We start from the raw sequence: 17,461 nt of genomic DNA on the forward strand, positions 1-17,461 counted from the left end.
GAGCTTACTGTAGTAACTTACTCAATAGTGCCACCAAATAGAATTTTTAGAGATTTTTTCTCTAAAATAGCCGTTTATATTACATATTCAGAGCCGATGGGTCTGTGGGTTCGTACTCAATCTCATAATATAGAGGAGTTTGCTTTGACCGAAAAAGCGATTGGCTGTATGATGCAGCGCTTGCTTACTTGATTGCTGTTGCTGTCATCATCCCCCAAAACCAATCGATTTTGTATCGTTCGAACGCAATTTCTTGCAATCCCTCATCTTCCATCATCCCTTGAAATTCAGCGACTCCATAGGTACGGAAATGAGCGCGGTTGAAACAGCGCAGAAAAAAGTCACAAACTTTGCAAGTTAGATAATCGTAACACCAATCTGTAATCACCAAACGACCATTGGGTTTTAAAACTCGTTTTGCTTCTTGGAGTGCTTGGGATGGATCTAGAAAAAAATGAAATGCACTGGTTGATACTACTATATCAAAATAGTTGCTGGCCCAGGGCAGGTTGTCAGCGCTACCTAGTTTTAAATCCACAGATTCCGGTAGTTTGTGTTTGGCAATTTCCAGCATTTCGGCACTAGCATCAATTCCGACAACCTCTGATGCTGGGGCTACTTGCAACAGACGCTGGATTAAAACTCCGGTGCCACAACCAAGGTCTAAAATACGCTCTCCTGGGTTAATTTCTAGATGGTTGAGTGTTTTCTCAACCGTCGCATTTACATAAAATGACCAGCGACGATCGTATTGCTCTGCAAGTCTAGCATACTCTGTTTGAATAGGGTCTGAGTACATAATTTTTAATCTTTAAGCAAAGGTGGTGTCCACTGATTCCTCACCCAAAATACGCAGAGCCCGGACTTTAGAAAGCAGTCCGGGCTCTGACACAATAGAAGTTTACGTTTAGTTTGAACGACGTACTTATCTACTCTCTAATTACCAAAAGCATCTTTGATGCTATCAACAGCGCGCTCAACAGCATTCTTGGTATTGTCTACTGCTTTTTGAGTCCGGGCGGAATCTTCTTCTGCTCTTTTCTCAATGGTGGCTGCATCTTTTTTGGCTTTGCGCTCTGCGACACTACCGTCTTCGGTTGCTCGATCGACTTTAGCTGCATTAGTCTTGGCTGTTTCCTTCACCTTATCTTCCGTGTCTCGGATGAAATTTTTGGCTCGTCCAGCATCTGTACTGGCTTTATCTTGAATTTTATCGCCCAGGTCTGCTGCTGCGATCGAACTTGCAAAAGGGGCGGCCATTGCTGAGGTGTTGGAGAAGAATGCACCTTGCCACATCAAGGCGATCGCCGACAGACAAAGCACAGTTGCAGCCATCCAGCGTCTAGCAGTCGAAAGCCGTTTCGTCAGATAATTCAGTTTCATAGAATACAATCTCCATCAGACTAGCATTCTATTTCTACTTGATTTGGTTGCTCCCCTCTATCGTTCCCTAGATAGAGGTTTTTCTGTCATCGGTGGTTAAAGGAATTCACTATTTTGATAGATGGTGATTTTGGTCATTCTACGGGTTGCGATTCCCTGATTTGCTTTTTGGCTTCGCCGCCCTAGATTCCACTGTAAATGGTGGAATGTCTGCCAATTCTGTGGCGCTCAAACTGTATTGTTCGCAAACTAAACTCAGGCGGGTTCCACCGCTTGTCACCGCATTCACAGCATGGGTTAAGTCTCCTTGAAAATACACGAGGGTATTTGCTTCTGGTTTAATCTGCCCGACTTGTTTTTTGTGGCTGCGCAAGACTAACTCTCCGCCTTCGAGATTTGTTGGTACTTGGATGTATAAAACACTGACTGCTGCGGGAGGTTCGACGGTTTTGCAGTAGGAGCGCAAAGAGCGATCGATATGGGGATCGACACGGGAACCTTCTTTCAGCCACAGAGGGTTGAGATAAAAAGCATTGCAAGCTGGTTGTAGGGCTTGGTCTAGATAGGGTTTGAAGTATGGGAAACGCTGTTCTACTTGGGCGATTTCCGAACGTTGAAATACCACGGAAAAGCCTTTTGTACCGATGAAGTCGCGGTTGAGGTTATTGATGGCAAAATAAGGGGATGCGAGAATTGCTCCTCGCAAGTCGTTGAGATAAGTAATGGAGAAAGCATTAGGATGCTTGCTGTAGTATTTCAAGGAATTCTATAAATGTGCGATCGAGCAATATCCAGAATACATCATGGTATCAATATTTGCTGGAATGGCGATCGGTTGTTCCTATCTCTCAGACATGGTTGTCGATCGCACTTGACACCTGAAAAAATTTCGTGATATATAAAGTCTAGTTTTAATTCCGCCGATGATAAAATGAGTAAATATACCTGATGAACAGAAATCCACTAGCAGTAGTGCTGCTCTCTTTCCTGGGCTTAGCCTTAACTTTTATAATTTCGAGTTATTCTGATGTTGCAGCTCAAAAGGCTCCCAGAAATTCCTCCGTCCCTGCACCGCCACAAACCACAACAGAAACTGTGACTCGGCTAAGAGCCAAAGTCCCAGAAGCCAAAGCTTCCCTCAAAAGTTCTCCTAACCCTGACAAGCCAACAGAAGTTGCTGTGGGTTTCTACCTAACCAACCTCGGTCGCATTAATCAATCAGATGAAACTTTTGATGTCAGCGGTTATTTATCCGCAAATTGGCAAGACGAGCGTCTAGCATTTGACCCGAAAGTAGTTGGAGATACGGAAAAGCGTGAAAATCCCGAAAAAGTATGGGAACCAGCTTTAACGATTGTCAATGCTCAATCAGCACCCAAAAAGACGGCGGTGTCAATCACTGCCAAACCCGACGGCAATGTGAATTATTTAGAACTTGTTAATACGACTGTATCGTCTGACTTAAATTTGAGAAATTTTCCCTTTGATTCGCAAAAAGCTCAGGTTGTTTGGGAATCTTTGTTTTTTGATGACCGAAGTCTGGTTTTTCACAACGATCCAAAGCTAACTGGATATAGCAAAGATTCTTTTGTTTCTTTGTCAGAATGGCAAATTATTGACGTTAATACTACAGTCACTCCCCAAAAATTTGCACCTAACGGTAAAAAATATTCGCGATATACTTTTGAACTCAAACTCAAGCGCAATTACCAATTTTACCTTTTTAAAGTTTTTATTCCCCTGCTGCTAATTACGCTGCTTTCTTGGGCGACTTTTTGGATGGATTCCAACGCAGCTTTTTCCACTCAGATGAGTGTCGGCATGACCAGCACCCTCACGGCAATCACTTTTAACTTTACTGTTGCTAATGCTTTGCCGAGGTTATCTTACCTAACTCTGTTGGACGCATACATATTTATCTGTTATATCTTTTTCTTTTTGTCGATCGTGGCCAATGTCACCGTACATTTATTGTTACAAGACAACAAAAAACCTGACTTGATATATGAGAACATCCGCAGATTGCGCTGGATTTTTCCCTTGGCTTTTGTTGTCTTGTAAGGGATTGTCATGACCGTATTTTTGGTAGGAGCCAACTGAAACCATAAATATGGGAAAAACCCACTTCCTCAACACAAGTGGGTTTGTCGTCAAGGTATTTTGATTTTTTGGGAAAGTTATTTTTATAAAAAATATTTATATATTGAGTAAATTTTGTTTTTTAATTATTATATTAAGATTGATGTTGTAAAAAAATGTAAAAAAATTATTGATAAAGATTCTGATTAATTTAACGATTTTGCGATATTTCAGAGTCTATTACTAAAAAGTGATTAAGCTATGGTACAATCGAAGTTATATAATTTGGCGTAAGTTATGACTATTAAAAAGCAGACTCTGTAATATGAAAAACCGGAAACGTTTGTGGGTATTGGAATGGCGACGCTGATTTAGGTGAGAAACAACCAAATGGGCTTGGTGAAAAAGTAAAGTAATATGAAGTAAAATTTTGTTTTGTATAAAAGATGGGGTAAAATTCTCTAGCAGTAGTTGAAAAGAAACTCAAAATATGGTATGGAGTCGGAGAGAATCAAAGATAGGTAGCCAAAGTAAGGCCGAGCAAAATCAAAAAAAAGTCGATCGCCCAGGAAGTTGGCTACAGGTTAAACATTTTGTGAGGAGTGAGTTACAATTCACCTGTTAAGGTGAAAGAACTGCTAAATTTTAAAATCATCCTGTAGAAGTCAGAAGCTAAAAGTCTCAGGGTTTTCGACAGCTCGCGAATTAGAAAAAAAACTATGTCTCAAAATGTCACCGCAAAACAGATGGGTGTGGAATCAGCCCAAGACCCGATCGCCGTAGTGGCGACAGTGGAAACAGTCACCGCCGAAACAGTGGCGGTAGAATCCTACGCCGATAGGTTGATGGATGAACTGTTTGAAGGGGTCGATCGAGCATTTGATGCAAGTGGCGGACTCCCCACAGAGCCAGTACAGCCAGAAATTATTACCCTCAAGTCGATATCGGTACCTCAAATAGTGCTGTCGCCACCGCCAGCCATGGGTTACCAGCGCTCAGAAAAAGATGTCGCAGCGATCGCCCGTCGAGTCGCCCTAGAAACAACCAAAAAACATCAGTCCAAACAATCCTTCGATAAAATGCTGCTGGGAGCAGCCTTTGGTTCCCTAATGTTAGTTTTGGGGCTGTGGTTGGCAAGTCGATCGGGACTGGTGCGTTTACCAGTGGCGGCAACCACAAGTACCACGCCGACAGCTACCACAAAAACAGCGCCAGACACGGAGTTTTCCGAATACGTGCAGCGATCGCTAGAGGCGATCGAACAAAAAAAATCACCCCAGGCAAACGTCCAACTTCCAGGAGTACCCGGAGTCGCCCCCCCAGGGACACTGCCCAACATTTCAATTTCCGGCGCGCCACCAGCTACGGCCGGTCTTTCCACAGCAGTTAACCGCGTCGCTGAGGCGATCGAGCAAGCCGCCGCCCAACAACCAGGAGTACCCACGCCCCAAGTAGTGATTGTCCCGCCGGCAAACACAACGGTGACAAACCCACTTCCAGCCCCAACCGTCGCAGTTTCTCCTTCAACTAACCCTCCCTCCTCTGGGAGAGCGATCGCTGTTGCCGGTAGCACCAGCCCCAGCACCAGCCCCGTCGCCACTTCCCCTTCCCCTTCGACATCTCCCGAACCAAAAATTTCAGCTCGCGAAGAACCAGCAGCCCCCCCCGCAGCAGCCCCATCAGCAGCAGCCCCATCAGCAGCAGCAGTCCAGCCGGCAGCACCGCAGGCACAACCAGCCACACCAAGCGTCAGCACTACGCCCACAGCGGCTCACACCCTGGTAGGGATTTTGGAATTGGGCGATCGCTCGGCTGCTTTATTTGAAGTAGATGGCGTAGCCCGCAGAATTTATGTCGGCGAAAGCATAGGCGCTAGTGGTTGGACTTTGGCAGAAATTAAAAATCAAGAAGCAGTCATCCGCAAAGGAGGAGATGTGCGATCGGTTTTTGTGGGACAGAAGTTTTAAGAAGTCATTAGTCAGCAGTCATTAGTCATTAGTTTGGTAATTGGTAATTGGTAATTGGTAATTGGCAATTATGAGCCTGTACCTCACAAAGGTTGAAAACAATTATAATAAGTAACAACTAATGACTAATGACTAATGACTGATGACTAATGACTAATGACTGAGGAAGTATAAAAAAATGGGCTTATTTGACGATGTTAGTAGATTTCTAGAAACAAAATTAGAAGAATTCTTACGCAGCAATCCACATCTGGAATTGCAAGCAATAGAAGAACAACTCAAAGAACAAGAAGAAGACACGCTGCGACTAATTCTCGAAATCCAAAAACAAGAGAAAACCCTGCAAGCAGAAATTCTGTCAACAGCCGAAGAAATTCAACGCTGGAACGATCGCATCAATAAAGCCAAAGCATCTCAAAGGCTCGACCTCGCCCAAGCAGCCCAAGAAAGACAAGCAACTTTACTGCGTCAGGGAAATCAGCGCTGGGGTCAAATGCAAGGCTGCAAAGAACGGATTGAAAAAGCCAAAGAACTTTATCGCCAAATTCAGCTACGGCGAAAAGAAGTTCGAGCAAAAGCAGCCGAAGCAGCCACTAGCAATACTGCGAAAACGGCTACCAAAACCGAGCAGAGTTGGGATACAAAGGGTTGGAATCAAAGTTCTAATTATAGCAGTTTTAGTGCCGCCGACCCTTTAGAAGAAAAGTTTCAACGCTGGGAAGCAGACGAAGAACTCGATCGCATGAAACGCAATATGAATCGATAGTTTGTAGTCAATTTCAAAACTCTCTCTCTCTTCTCTACCTCTGCGCCCTCTGCGCCCTCTGTGGTTCAATCAATCATTCCCATGAAGAACTCGATCGCATGAAACGCAATATGAATCGATAGTTTCTAGTCAATCTCAAATCTCTCTCTCTTCTCTACCTCTGCGCCCTCTGCGCCCTAGAAGAGTTCAATTATTCCTAACCACATAAATCAAATCCATGACTACTCAAAAATCCCTAGTTTCCCCCGTCACCTGGCTTGAAGACCGAGTTATACTAATTGACCAAAACCGACTCCCCCAGGAATACAGCACAGTCGAAATTAGTCGCTGCGACGACATGGCCGAGGCGATTAAAACTATGATAGTTCGCGGTGCTCCGGCGATCGGGGTAGCAGCAGCTTACGGAATGTATTTGGGTGCGAGGGAAATCGAAACGGGCGATCGCACCGAATTTTTAACTCAACTAGAAAAAGTCGGCGATTTACTGCGATCTACTCGTCCCACTGCGGTAAACTTGTTTTGGGCAATATCGCGAATGCTCAAAACTGCTCATGGCGCGATCGGTTCCGTAGAACACATCCAAAAAACTTTGTTAGAAATGGCAAAAACCATTCAAGCAGAAGATTTACAAACCTGTAAAGATATCGGCGACAAAGGTTTAGAAGTTCTCCCAGCTACACCGGAAAAATTAACATTACTAACTCACTGCAACGCCGGTGGTTTAGCAACAGCGGGCTACGGTACAGCTTTAGGTGTCATTCGTTCAGCTTGGCGAGAAGGCAGACTCGCCAGAGTTTTTGCCGACGAAACTCGTCCCCGCCTTCAAGGCGCAAAACTGACAACTTGGGAATGCGTCCAAGAAGGAATTCCCGTTACCTTAATCGCCGACAACATGGCCGCCCACTGCATGAAACAAGGCATGATTCACGCCGTAGTTGTCGGTGCAGATAGGATTGCTGCTAATGGTGATGCAGCCAACAAAATTGGCACTTACAGTTTAGCAATTATCGCCAAAGCTCACAACGTTCCTTTCTTTGTAGCCGCGCCTCTTTCTACCATTGATTTTGAACTTTCTGACGGGAGTCAGATTCCCATTGAAGAACGCGATCCAGTTGAAATGTATCAAGTTGGCACTACCCGGATTTGTCCTGTGGGAGTCGAATTTTACAATCCCGCTTTTGACGTCACTCCTGCGGAACTAATCTCAGGAATTATTACAGAATATGGCACTGTTGCTCCTGCACAATTGAAACAGTTTAAGTCCAAACAATTAGTTTAAGACTATGTTACTAAACCGCTTAATTCAACAGGTATCTCTGAAAATAAGCCGGATTTATAGCTACCAAAACTGGCAGATTGGAGCGATTTTAACAACTCTAACTCTGCCCGTTTTTTTCTGTACAGCCTCGGAAGCTCAATCATCAAAAACGCTGAAAGCTAAGGAAGCAGAAGGCAAAGAATACGTTATTTCCCTGAATAAAGCTCAGCAAGCTTACTATGCACAAAATACGGGATTTACAAGTTCCATTGCCAATTTAGGCTTGGGGATAAAACCTGAAAGTACCAATTACAAATACTCCATTAGTACGGGAAACAAAGCTGTATTTAATTATGGAGTTTCCCAACAACCAAATCTCAAAAGTTTTGTGGGAGGAGTGTTTTTGGTGGGAAATACTACCCAAACAATCCTGTGTCAAAGTGCTGCTGCTAGCACCAAAAAACCCGCTAATCCTATAAATACCAATGGAAAGTTAGCCTGCGCTGCTGGAACGGCTAAGATTTAGAGATAAATCACGCCCGATCGATAGCTGCGCCGGATATTTTCATATAACAAGTATTTAACAGTCATTAATGAACTCGATCCAATTGTTGAGATGTGTTTTTTTGTTCCTTAATTTGCCGCATTTTAAAGACAAAGGGAGATGGATTGCGATCGTATTCAGCTTCAGCTTTGAGGCAATATTCTAACCAATCTCCTACATATTTACCTACAGTTTTTTGATTTTCCAGATAGTACAAAATCGTAGCATAAACTTGAGCCATAGTCACTGTCCGAAATTTTTGAGCTATGGCTTCAGGAGTTTGGCCTCGGTGGATGTATTCGTAGAGAATGTGTTCGATACCGACGCGGGTTCCTTTGATGCGGATATCTTCTGGTGTTAAAAATTCAAAGTAATCTTCTAATTGCATAATTGTTTATCATTTTTACTGTGAGTTTTGAGTGTATGCTGAGTTTAGCATATCAGCTACATTATATATATACTATAATAGCATCAAACGAATTCAGGAAACATTTCCATGAACAGGCAAAAAATACTCCTAGATCCGGTTTTACCGACAGAAGAAGAAACAAAAGCTATCAAGTTGTTGGATAAAATGTTAAGCATCAAGACAGAAAATGGTGATGCTGAAACATCCAAAGTAAAACTTGTGGAAATTGGCGGGGAAGAAATCGCACTTCCTGAATCTCTATATCAATTGTTGTGTCAAGCCGCACATTTAATGGCGGCTGGTAAAGCAGTATCTTTAGTGCCAATTGAGCAAGATATGACTGTTGAAGAAACTGCGAGTTTGCTGAATGTGTCGCCAGAATTTGTAGTCAAATTGCTCGATGATGGGGAAATTCCCTATGGAAAAGTAGGAAACCAGCGGCGGATTAGTTTGGCAAGTGCGATCGCATACAAACAGCAGCTTACTATTAAGCGCCGTGAAATTCTCAAGGAATTAGCTCAGTTTAGCCAGGAAGAGGAATTGCATGAGACCAGAGTATACAGTTCTTATAATTGATGATACAAAAGCTGCACCCGATATTCAGGATCGATATTTTCGTCTAACAGATATTTGACACTCATTAATAAACTCGATCTAGTTGTTGAGATTTCTTATTTTGCTCTTTAAGCTGACGCATTTTCAAGACAAAAGGTGATGGATTGCGATCGTATTCAGCTTCAGCTTTGAGGCAATATTCTAACCAATCTCCTACATATTTCCCTACAGTTTTTTGATTTTCTAGATAGTACAAAATCGTAGCATAAACTTGAGCCATAGTCACTGTCCGAAATTTTTGAGCTATGGCTTCAGGAGTTTGGCCTCGGTGGATGTATTCGTAGAGAATGTGTTCGATACCGACGCGGGTTCCTTTGATACGGATATCTTCTGGTGTTAAAAATTCAAAGTAATCTTCTAATTGCATAATTGTTTATCATTTTTACTGTGAGTTTTGAGTGTATGCTGAGTGTAGCACATTGGCTACTTCAACTCCCCGCAGTCCGGCAGGGGTTGAAACCCCTGCCTCAAAGCGAAAGTCCTCTGAAGAGGACTAAAGAAATTATCAGTCATCTTCTCAGTCCTCTTTAGAGGACTTTCGCTATTAGCCAGGGGTTTGAACCCCTGGCGGTTTTCGGGAATCCGTTACTTTGCTGATGTAGAAATTTTCAACTTATTTAGAACTTGCGTGTCGAGACCAAAGAAACCGGGTTTTTTGCAGTTTTTACGGTTTTTAACGAAGTATTGTCGGAAAAAACCCGGTTTCTGACTCCCCGTAAGTCCTATTATGATCGCTCTTGTTGTCTATCAAAACTTTATCGAGGATTTAGTACCGTGAGTAATAGTGGAAAGTTCTTTAACGTCGCAAACCTGACTATCAGTGTACTAGGTTTGTTAGCGGCTGTTGGCGGTGCGGGAATTGCTATTGTTCAAGGTTGGACACCCCTGTTGGTTGGACAAAATGCTCGTTTTTCCTGCCAACTTCAGCCAGATACTCAGCGGGGAGGTGACGTTTGGACTGTTATGTACCGTCACGATAAAGGTGAACAACCTTGGCTGAAAATGGTGACAACTTTAGGCGGTGATTATACGCCTGTAAGACGCTGCCAAATAATTTCTGAAAGCTTGAACGGTTATCGCAAAGATGGTTTAATTCGGTTAGCTTATAGAGAGGAGCCTAAGACGCCGAATCAATACGTGATTTGTGCTAAAACTAAGTTGAGTGGCGACGAGGTTTGTCCGCTGGTGTTGACGTTGAAGCCCGGTAGCGAAACAGAGGCTTATAACGCAATGCGAGATATGACTGAAAATTTGTTGAATGGTAATGGGGTTTATCAAAATAGTGAGGGTAAGTTGGCAACTTCTAAGTTTTCTCCGTCTTCGCCAGAGATTGATTTAACTCCTTTTTTGGCTGAAGAGGATCGGATTGCTGGATCTAATTCTGCTAAGTGATATTAAACTTATAGGAATTACGCATGGGGTTCAGAAACCGGGTTTTTGCGAAAATACTTGGTTGCAGCCGACAGATTCGGAAAAAACCCGGCTTCTTTGGTCGGAGTGCGTAAGTTCTGATTCATGGAAAAGTTTATTTTGGCTAATTGTTATAACCCTCAAATTGCGGGCAACCTCTTGGCGAGTCAACCGTGCCAGTGCCAGGTATCGGAAACCCAGACACCGCATGACTTCGTGGATTTTGACTCCCTCACAATTCTTAATAAAAACTTAAAGGCTTTATAGGTTTGACTTTACAAGTCTCTGCATGAGAGAAGAAGGTTTGCCCAATTACCCTCCCCATAACCATAACCAATATGTCCAACACCATAACCATGAGTTATCCCAATTTCCACGGGGAGGTGGGCTTTGGGTGCATTAGTATTAAAAGTAAGTTGGTCGTAATTAAGCCAGCCAGCCACCCCCTTATTTTTCCAGCCAATCGCCGCTCCGAAAGCAGCCATCACTTTTCCATCATACTCTTTAGTGCCACCAAGACTTTGATAAATCCGTTTTTGCACGGAAAAGCCGAAGCGTCCATCACTGTATTTTACCCAAAGTCGATCCATCGCCTGCAAATCTGGACAGAAAAAATTTTCGATATTTTCAGTCTGTAGCCAACCTTTTTCTTGACTCGTTACTTCTAAGATTTTTTGAGTAGTTTCCTTATCTGCTTCCTTCCACTTCCCGGCTGCCAATAACTGTTCCAGTTTAGTATAGTCTATTTTAATGAGTTGATTTTCCCAAGACTGATTTGCCAGATAAGTTTTAATCGGAATTCCCCTCGGAACTTCATTTTTCAACAAACCGTGAACTGCAACCACTTTACCGCTAGCATCTAAAACAGGCGCGCCACTTATGCCAACAGAAACTCCAGCTATATAATTAATTCCATAGCCCTCCGTCAAGACAACATTAATCCTCGATACTGAACCTTCCAAAAATTCCGGCGCTAAATCTTCGTTTTGAAGAACAGGAAAACCAGAAATATATATTTTATGTCCTACTTTCAGCTCGTTAGAATCCCCAAAATTGACACTTGGATAAGGACAACTTTCCCCGGCAGACTTAAACGTCACCACTGCTAAATCGTAAGTTGGACTTGTTTGAATACTGTCAGTTGTATGACCTTGTTTATCCTGATAAGTTTGCAGTTTCAAACTATAGCCTTTAACCACATGACCGGCGGTGAGAACAGTGCAAACTCCCTTTTTTCCCGGTACAATAAACCCGGTACCGTGTCCGCCTTGATTTGCGTAGTAAATCAGCACGAGGCTCTTGTTAACTGTTTCAGCAATTTCTTGAGATGACTTCTGCTGGGAGCAACTTGTTAAGGAGAGTCCGATGAGGGTAAAAATTAGCCAGCAAGAGCGCAATTTCATGAATTTTGCTGAGAGTTTTAGGGAATAAGGGAGTAAATGAATAATTTCTACAACAGTGATGTGTTGTTTTCCAGGTAGGAGATTAATATGAAAGGATACCATTTTTTTGCGATCGTAGCTACGGGTAAGGAGATGGGAGCGATCGCACGTAACAAGTTAAGATTAAAAGCCTCTCGATCTCTCGCTGGTAGCCAAGTCTAGATCCCCCTAAATCCCCCTTAAGAAGGGGGACTTTGACTGCACTCTTGTCCCCCCTGATTGTTGGGGGACTTTGACTGCACTCTTCCCCCTGATTGTTGGGGGACTTTGACTGCACTCTTGTCCCCCCCTTCTTAAGGGGGGCTAGGGGGGATCGAGATTTTGTGGACTCACAGAAAAACATCGGGCGGGGCGGGTTTACAAGATAATTAGTTTGAAAAAATTATGGTTGGTAAAACCCGCCCCTAGGAGATTGCAAATTATTCGATCGCGAATCAAGGAAGAAATTGAAGCTGCGATCGCTAGAAATGAGGAAGCCTAAAACCTGGCGCGAATTTGCTATAATCTAAGTAATATCAGATCCGAACGATCGCACTTATGACTATACAAGAATTAGAAACTCAAGTCTTAACCTTAAATCCCGTTGATAAAGCTAAACTCATCAGCATTCTAACTCAAACTTTAACCAACGGTTCTCTAGGCATTAAAAAAACTCCTGGTGTGTGCGGCGGCGATGCTTGTATCGGCAATACTCGCATACCAGTTTGGTCTTTGGTGTGCGATCGCCGTCTAGGTGCTTCCGATGGTATCATCCTAGAATCATTTCCCGATCTAACCGCCGCTGATTTGGTAAATGCGTGGGCTTATGCTGATGCTTACCCAGAGGAAATTGAACAAACAATCAAAGAAAATGATGAAGTTATGGAAGAAAGCGAGGTTTATTAAAAGTTGGCACGTTTTTACACAGATGAAAACTTCCCGCTAGCAGTGGTGGAATTACTGCGAACTTTTGGTCACGATGTTTTGACAGTGCAGGAAGCTGGAAATAGTAAGGTGCGTCGCCTTCTACCATCTGCAAGTTTCATCTAACATATAGCACCGACACACCCTACAGCGAATCCACCTCACTTTAAAAGAAAACCGCTATACAAACGATCGAGGTTAAAAATTTTAACCTACTTGTTCGAGATACTGACCCAAATCATCTCGCAGGCGGCTCAGTTCGGCTTCAGTAGTCACGCGCACCCGATCGTCCCGAACCGTAATCAGCACTTTCGCCGCAAAAGGTGTCGGCCAGATATTCGGATTGCAAAAAACTTCAAAAAATACCTCCCCTGCATAGCGGTATTCCATCGGTTTTTGGGGAGAGGCTTTGCCGCCAGCAGTTTTGGCTGCGACTGCTTTGAGACTTTCCATCAAAGTGGCGATCGCACTTTGCAAATCCCGCGCGGCTTGGGGGGAAAAGCTAAAGGAGACAGAACCTTCAACTAAATTCAGCGTAAATTGAGAAACAGACATAAGCAATCAAATTTAACACACAATCGTTAATGCTAAAAAATACAGTAACCCAAAAGAAGTACATTCTCGCTAAATTGGGCAGCCCGAATCCAATTAATTAAAAACTATCTCAACAAGCTAGGCAAAATTAATGAGTGTAAATATAACTCTAAGCTAGAGTCTGCAAGACTTTTAACCTTTTGTTACTCCTTCGGCTTTAAACTAGAAATTAGAAATTTTGATTTCTGATTCAGGAGACTCTATGCTAGCCGATAACCGTTCCGAAATCCGTAAAGTATTAATCATTACGTTATTGCTAAATATAGTGGTCATGGCAATTAAAGCCGTCGTGGGTTGGTTGACAGGTTCTCTTAGTTTGTTAGCAGATGCCTTGCACAGTGTCACAGACAGCGCTAATAATATTTTAGGACTGGTGACTAATCATTATGCAAATCCCCAACCCGATCGCGATCATCCCTACGGACATCAGAAATTTGACGCGATCGGAGCTCTGGGAATTGCAGTTTTTTTGGGGATTGCTTGTTTTGAAATTCTCAGCGGCGCTGTGCAAAGGTTGCTACATGGTGGCCAACTTGTCAAAATATCCCCCAACGAACTATGGATTTTGCTGATTGTACTAGGAATCAATATTTTTGTTACTTTTTATGAGCGCCGAGTTGGAAAACGCCTGGGTAGTGCTATTTTAGTGGCGGATGCTCAACACACGATGAGTGATGTTTGGGTAACAATTATGGTAATTGCTGGGTTGATTGGTGTGTGGCAAGGGGAAGTTTGGAATATACCTCAACTGCAATCCTTAGATGTATTTTTGTCTTTTCCTGTGGCTCTGTTAGTGTTTCACAGCGGTTGGAAGGTGCTCACAGAAAATCTACCTTGGTTAGTGGATGAAATGGCGATCGCACCCGAAATTATTCACGATATCGCCATGGATGTACCGGGGGTTGTCAACTGTCACTCGATCGCCTCTCGTGGCGTGGTGGGACGTCAAGTGTTTATTGATATGCACATGATTGTGAATGCGGCCGATGTAGAAACTGCTCACCGGATTACAGAAGAAGTAGAAGCCCATTTGGAAGAACGTTTCAGTCCTGTACGCATCTTAATTCACGTTGAGCCACCGGCTTATCAGTCCGATCGAATTAGCTATGATTCTGAAAACAGAAGTCATTAGTCATTAGTCATTAGTCATTAGTCATTAGTCAGCGGTGATTCGTCAATACTTATTAATCCTGTCAGAGCAAGAAGAAGGTATTTTTGCCCATCGCAATTCCTCCAATTTTTGACATGAAATGTAGCCAGCCATGCTAGGATGTGATAAAACTCCAGATGCAGAACAGACTCGATACACAACCATCGAGGCTAAAAAATATCAGAGTCACCCCTGTACAACCAAATCCATTGCCAGTAATGAGTCCTGAGAATACCTTACACGACGTATCCACTGATGTAGATGCCCAATCTACAAGTGCAGCAGACAACCAGTCTCCTGAACATCATCCTGAATCACTCCAACCAGAACTTCAGGAAGAATCTCAGACAGAATCTGAGCCAGATGCTCAGACAGAATCTCAGACAGAATCTCAGACAGAATCTCAGACAGAATCTCAGACAGAATCTGGGCCAGATACTCAGACAGAAATTCAACCAGAGTCTGGGTCAGAATCTCACTCAGAAATTCAGCCAGAATCGGGAGCGGAATCTCCACAAATTCAAGCAGAAAAAGTAAGCAGACCTACTCCAAAGCCAATCAAGAAATCTGATTTGGCCTATCAGCAAAAAACTAAACAAGATGCTCCTCAAGCAAAAACAGAAGGGGAAAGCAAGCCTACTCCCAAGCCGATCAAAAAAAGTGATTTGCCACCTCCACCTGCTTCAGAAACTGAGCTAGAGGCTGCCACAGAGCAAGCAGCACCAGCAGAAATCCCGTCTACTCCAAAAGCGAAGAAAATAATTGGAGGAGTGTCTAAATCGGCATCTCAGAGAAAACCTTCTAGAGATGGAGCCGAAAGCGGCGGTGGCTTCAATCTGGCGACTCAAAGACCGCCGAAAGCACCAAAATCTAATTCTTGAACCAGGACGATCGACTCTTATAATTAAACGATGCGATCGCTCTCGATCGCACTTTAAAAAAATTACCATCAAAATTTACTCGCAATCAAAGGTTTTATACAATAAAAATCAACTTTAATCAATATTGCTTTGGGCGATCTAATGCGATACACTCAACACATGACTAAACCTGACCGAACAACAGTAGACATAAAAGGATTGCACGAAAGAATTACGGCGGTTTCAGCTTTGTCAGAGTTAGCGGAATTGATATCAACCCATGAACACAAATAAACGCAGATAAAATTCCATCTGCGTTTATTTGTATTAAAATAATCTTGTATTTATCACTCCCACTCGATGGTTCCAGGCGGCTTAGAAGTAATGTCATAAACCACGCGGTTCACTCCTTTAACTTCATTCACAATCCGATTTGAGATTAATTCCAACAAATCGTAAGGAACTCGCGCCCAATCGGCCGTCATCCCATCTTCACTGGTAATAAACCGCAAGACAATTGGGTAAGCATAGGTGCGTTGGTCTCCCATCACCCCTACACTGCGAATGGGAAGCAAAACTGCAAAAGCTTGCCAAAGTTCGTTGTACAATCCGTGTCGATTAATTTCTTGGCGCACCACCAAGTCAGCATCCCGCAAAATATTTAATCTTTCGGCGGTAACTTCTCCCAGAATCCGAATCGCTAATCCTGGCCCTGGGAAAGGTTGTCGGTTGACGATTTCTTCTGGAAGCCCGATCGACCGGCCGACTTTTCGCACTTCATCCTTGAACAATTTTCGCAGGGGTTCGATCAGCTTAAAGCACAAATCTTTAGGTAGCCCGCCGACGTTGTGATGGCTTTTAATTTTCACCGCAACTCGTTCGCCACTTTTGGGATCTACGTTAGTGTCAGCCGATTCAATTACATCTGGGTAAAGAGTACCTTGGGCGAGGTAATCGAAGGGTCCAAGACGCTTCGATTCTGATTCAAATACGCTGATAAATTCGTGACCAATCCGCTTCCGTTTTACTTCAGGATCGGTAACACCTTCAAGCTGAGCTAAAAAGCGTTCGCGAGCATTAACATACTCAACATCAATGTGGAATTGCTCTTTAAATAATTTCACCAACCGTTCCGGTTCATACTTCCGCATAAACCCTTGGTCGATAAACATACAGGTAAGTCGATCGCCGATCGCCCTATGCAGCAAAAAAGCCAAAGTTGAAGAATCAACCCCGCCGGATAGAGCCAATAATACTCGTTTGTCTCCGACTATGGCTCTAATTTCACGAATCGATTCCTCGACAAAAGTAGCTGTCGTCCAAGTCGGTTCGCACTCGCAAATATGATAAACAAAATTACGAATTAAAGCCTGTCCACCGATGGAATGAACTACTTCTGGATGAAACTGAACTCCGTACAAATTTTTGTCGTGATGAGCAATTGCCGCACAGGAAGTATTTTCCGTGTGAGCTAGAATCGCAAAACCTTCTGGCAATTCGGTACAAGAATCTCCATGGCTCATCCACATGGTGCTACCATCTTCGACATTAGTCAACAAATCGGTAGGGTCGTCAATGGATAGGGATGCCTTGCCATATTCGGCTAACTTAGCCCGATCGACTACCCCTCCTAGTTGCTTGACCATCAACTGCATCCCGTAGCAAACACCCAACACGGGTATTCCTAAATGCCAAATTTCCGGGTCACATTGGGGAGCTCTTTCGTCATATACAGAACTCGGCCCACCTGAAAGAATAATTCCTTTAGGAGCGATCGCTGCTAACTGTTGGGCAGTAGTGCGGTAAGAAATAACTTCTGAATATACTTGAGTTTCGCGAATGCGGCGAGCAATCAGTTCCGAATATTGGGAACCGAAGTCGAGAATCACTATCTTCTGGCGATCGATCTGCCCTAGAGAAGAGTTGGTCAGGGCGGATTCAGTTTCTATTTGAGTAGTCACGGTTAGTGGGTAATTGCTAATTGCTAATGGGTAGAACCTAGAACCGAGATTATTCGTCTGAAATAAACCTAGGTAATTAAGGTCTAGGGAGTTGGAATTAAGACTTAATTAAGTATTATC

At 43.3% G+C, this 17,461-nt stretch carries 19 protein-coding genes; 11 read left to right on the plus strand and 8 right to left on the minus strand.

Features of this window, described 5'->3' with window-relative positions:
• Nucleotides 1–184: 184 nt before the first annotated feature.
• From AAFP14_RS03735 to AAFP14_RS03745, 3 genes are all read right to left on the minus strand, one after another.
• Nucleotides 185–799 (minus strand): class I SAM-dependent methyltransferase, encoded by a 615-nt coding sequence (locus AAFP14_RS03735; RefSeq protein WP_341730954.1) that lies wholly within the window; start codon nucleotides 797–799, stop codon nucleotides 185–187.
• A 137-nt stretch (nucleotides 800–936) separates the two neighbouring features.
• On the minus strand, nucleotides 937–1,383 hold the full coding sequence (locus AAFP14_RS03740; protein ID WP_341730955.1) for a hypothetical protein: 447 nt from the start codon (nucleotides 1,381–1,383) through the stop codon (nucleotides 937–939).
• 139 nt (nucleotides 1,384–1,522) lie between these two features.
• On the minus strand, nucleotides 1,523–2,143 hold the full coding sequence (locus AAFP14_RS03745) for a 2OG-Fe(II) oxygenase (protein ID WP_341730956.1): 621 nt from the start codon (nucleotides 2,141–2,143) through the stop codon (nucleotides 1,523–1,525).
• 188 nt (nucleotides 2,144–2,331) lie between these two features.
• On the opposite strand from AAFP14_RS03745, the gene AAFP14_RS03750 reads away from it, so the two are divergent.
• From AAFP14_RS03750 to AAFP14_RS03770, 5 genes are all read left to right on the plus strand, one after another.
• Nucleotides 2,332–3,444, plus strand: a complete 1,113-nt coding sequence (locus AAFP14_RS03750) for a ligand-gated ion channel (RefSeq protein WP_341730957.1) — start codon at nucleotides 2,332–2,334, stop codon at nucleotides 3,442–3,444.
• A gap of 737 nt (nucleotides 3,445–4,181) precedes the next feature.
• Nucleotides 4,182–5,429: a hypothetical protein gene (locus AAFP14_RS03755; protein WP_341730958.1), complete on the plus strand. Its 1,248-nt coding sequence runs from the start codon at nucleotides 4,182–4,184 to the stop codon at nucleotides 5,427–5,429.
• A gap of 178 nt (nucleotides 5,430–5,607) precedes the next feature.
• Entirely contained in the window at nucleotides 5,608–6,195 is a 588-nt protein-coding gene (locus AAFP14_RS03760) for a TIGR04376 family protein (RefSeq protein ID WP_341730959.1), read from the plus strand.
• A 217-nt stretch (nucleotides 6,196–6,412) separates the two neighbouring features.
• A complete protein-coding gene (mtnA, locus tag AAFP14_RS03765) occupies nucleotides 6,413–7,474 on the plus strand; it encodes an S-methyl-5-thioribose-1-phosphate isomerase (protein WP_341730960.1) in 1,062 nt (353 codons plus the stop codon).
• Nucleotides 7,475–7,478: 4 nt separating this feature from the next.
• Nucleotides 7,479–7,979, plus strand: a complete 501-nt coding sequence (locus tag AAFP14_RS03770; RefSeq protein ID WP_341730961.1) for a type IV pilin-like G/H family protein — start codon at nucleotides 7,479–7,481, stop codon at nucleotides 7,977–7,979.
• Nucleotides 7,980–8,043: 64 nt separating this feature from the next.
• Here AAFP14_RS03770 and AAFP14_RS03775 read toward each other — a convergent pair whose 3' ends face one another.
• Nucleotides 8,044–8,385: a DUF433 domain-containing protein gene (locus AAFP14_RS03775; RefSeq protein WP_341730962.1), complete on the minus strand. Its 342-nt coding sequence runs from the start codon at nucleotides 8,383–8,385 to the stop codon at nucleotides 8,044–8,046.
• A gap of 108 nt (nucleotides 8,386–8,493) precedes the next feature.
• Here AAFP14_RS03775 and AAFP14_RS03780 point away from each other — a divergent pair, with 108 nt between their 5' ends.
• Nucleotides 8,494–8,982, plus strand: coding sequence for an excisionase family DNA-binding protein (locus AAFP14_RS03780; RefSeq protein ID WP_341730963.1), 489 nt, complete (start codon nucleotides 8,494–8,496; stop codon nucleotides 8,980–8,982).
• A gap of 64 nt (nucleotides 8,983–9,046) precedes the next feature.
• On the opposite strand, the gene AAFP14_RS03785 is transcribed toward AAFP14_RS03780, so the two are convergent.
• Nucleotides 9,047–9,388, minus strand: coding sequence for a DUF433 domain-containing protein (locus tag AAFP14_RS03785; RefSeq protein WP_341730964.1), 342 nt, complete (start codon nucleotides 9,386–9,388; stop codon nucleotides 9,047–9,049).
• Nucleotides 9,389–9,795: 407 nt separating this feature from the next.
• Between AAFP14_RS03785 and AAFP14_RS03790 the strand changes: the two genes are divergently transcribed.
• Nucleotides 9,796–10,413 (plus strand): COP23 domain-containing protein, encoded by a 618-nt coding sequence (locus AAFP14_RS03790; RefSeq protein ID WP_341730965.1) that lies wholly within the window; start codon nucleotides 9,796–9,798, stop codon nucleotides 10,411–10,413.
• A 293-nt stretch (nucleotides 10,414–10,706) separates the two neighbouring features.
• On the opposite strand, the gene AAFP14_RS03795 is transcribed toward AAFP14_RS03790, so the two are convergent.
• Nucleotides 10,707–11,834 carry a GUN4 domain-containing protein gene (locus tag AAFP14_RS03795; RefSeq protein ID WP_341730966.1) on the minus strand — a complete coding sequence of 376 codons (1,128 nt, stop codon included), beginning with the start codon at nucleotides 11,832–11,834 and terminating at the stop codon, nucleotides 10,707–10,709.
• Nucleotides 11,835–12,410: 576 nt separating this feature from the next.
• Between AAFP14_RS03795 and AAFP14_RS03800 the strand changes: the two genes are divergently transcribed.
• Both AAFP14_RS03800 and AAFP14_RS03805 read left to right on the plus strand, forming a co-directional pair.
• Nucleotides 12,411–12,758, plus strand: coding sequence for a DUF433 domain-containing protein (locus AAFP14_RS03800; RefSeq protein WP_341730967.1), 348 nt, complete (start codon nucleotides 12,411–12,413; stop codon nucleotides 12,756–12,758).
• A gap of 3 nt (nucleotides 12,759–12,761) precedes the next feature.
• Nucleotides 12,762–12,902 (plus strand): DUF5615 family PIN-like protein, encoded by a 141-nt coding sequence (locus AAFP14_RS03805; RefSeq protein ID WP_472851020.1) that lies wholly within the window; start codon nucleotides 12,762–12,764, stop codon nucleotides 12,900–12,902.
• 81 nt (nucleotides 12,903–12,983) lie between these two features.
• On the opposite strand, the gene AAFP14_RS03810 is transcribed toward AAFP14_RS03805, so the two are convergent.
• Nucleotides 12,984–13,331 carry a hypothetical protein gene (locus tag AAFP14_RS03810; RefSeq protein WP_341730968.1) on the minus strand — a complete coding sequence of 116 codons (348 nt, stop codon included), beginning with the start codon at nucleotides 13,329–13,331 and terminating at the stop codon, nucleotides 12,984–12,986.
• A gap of 241 nt (nucleotides 13,332–13,572) precedes the next feature.
• On the opposite strand from AAFP14_RS03810, the gene cdf31 reads away from it, so the two are divergent.
• Together cdf31 and AAFP14_RS03820 are read left to right on the plus strand one after the other, a co-directional pair.
• A complete protein-coding gene (gene cdf31 / locus AAFP14_RS03815) occupies nucleotides 13,573–14,502 on the plus strand; it encodes a CDF family zinc efflux transporter Cdf31 (protein WP_341730969.1) in 930 nt (309 codons plus the stop codon).
• Nucleotides 14,503–14,738: 236 nt separating this feature from the next.
• On the plus strand, nucleotides 14,739–15,401 hold the full coding sequence (locus AAFP14_RS03820) for a hypothetical protein (RefSeq protein WP_341730970.1): 663 nt from the start codon (nucleotides 14,739–14,741) through the stop codon (nucleotides 15,399–15,401).
• A 326-nt stretch (nucleotides 15,402–15,727) separates the two neighbouring features.
• On the opposite strand, the gene guaA is transcribed toward AAFP14_RS03820, so the two are convergent.
• Nucleotides 15,728–17,329: a glutamine-hydrolyzing GMP synthase gene (gene guaA / locus AAFP14_RS03825; protein WP_472851024.1), complete on the minus strand. Its 1,602-nt coding sequence runs from the start codon at nucleotides 17,327–17,329 to the stop codon at nucleotides 15,728–15,730.
• Nucleotides 17,330–17,461: the final 132 nt, after the last annotated feature.

The sequence above is a fragment of the Microcoleus sp. EPA2 genome, assembly GCA_020882975.1.
Taxonomy (GTDB): Bacteria; Cyanobacteriota; Cyanobacteriia; order Cyanobacteriales; family Microcoleaceae; genus Microcoleus.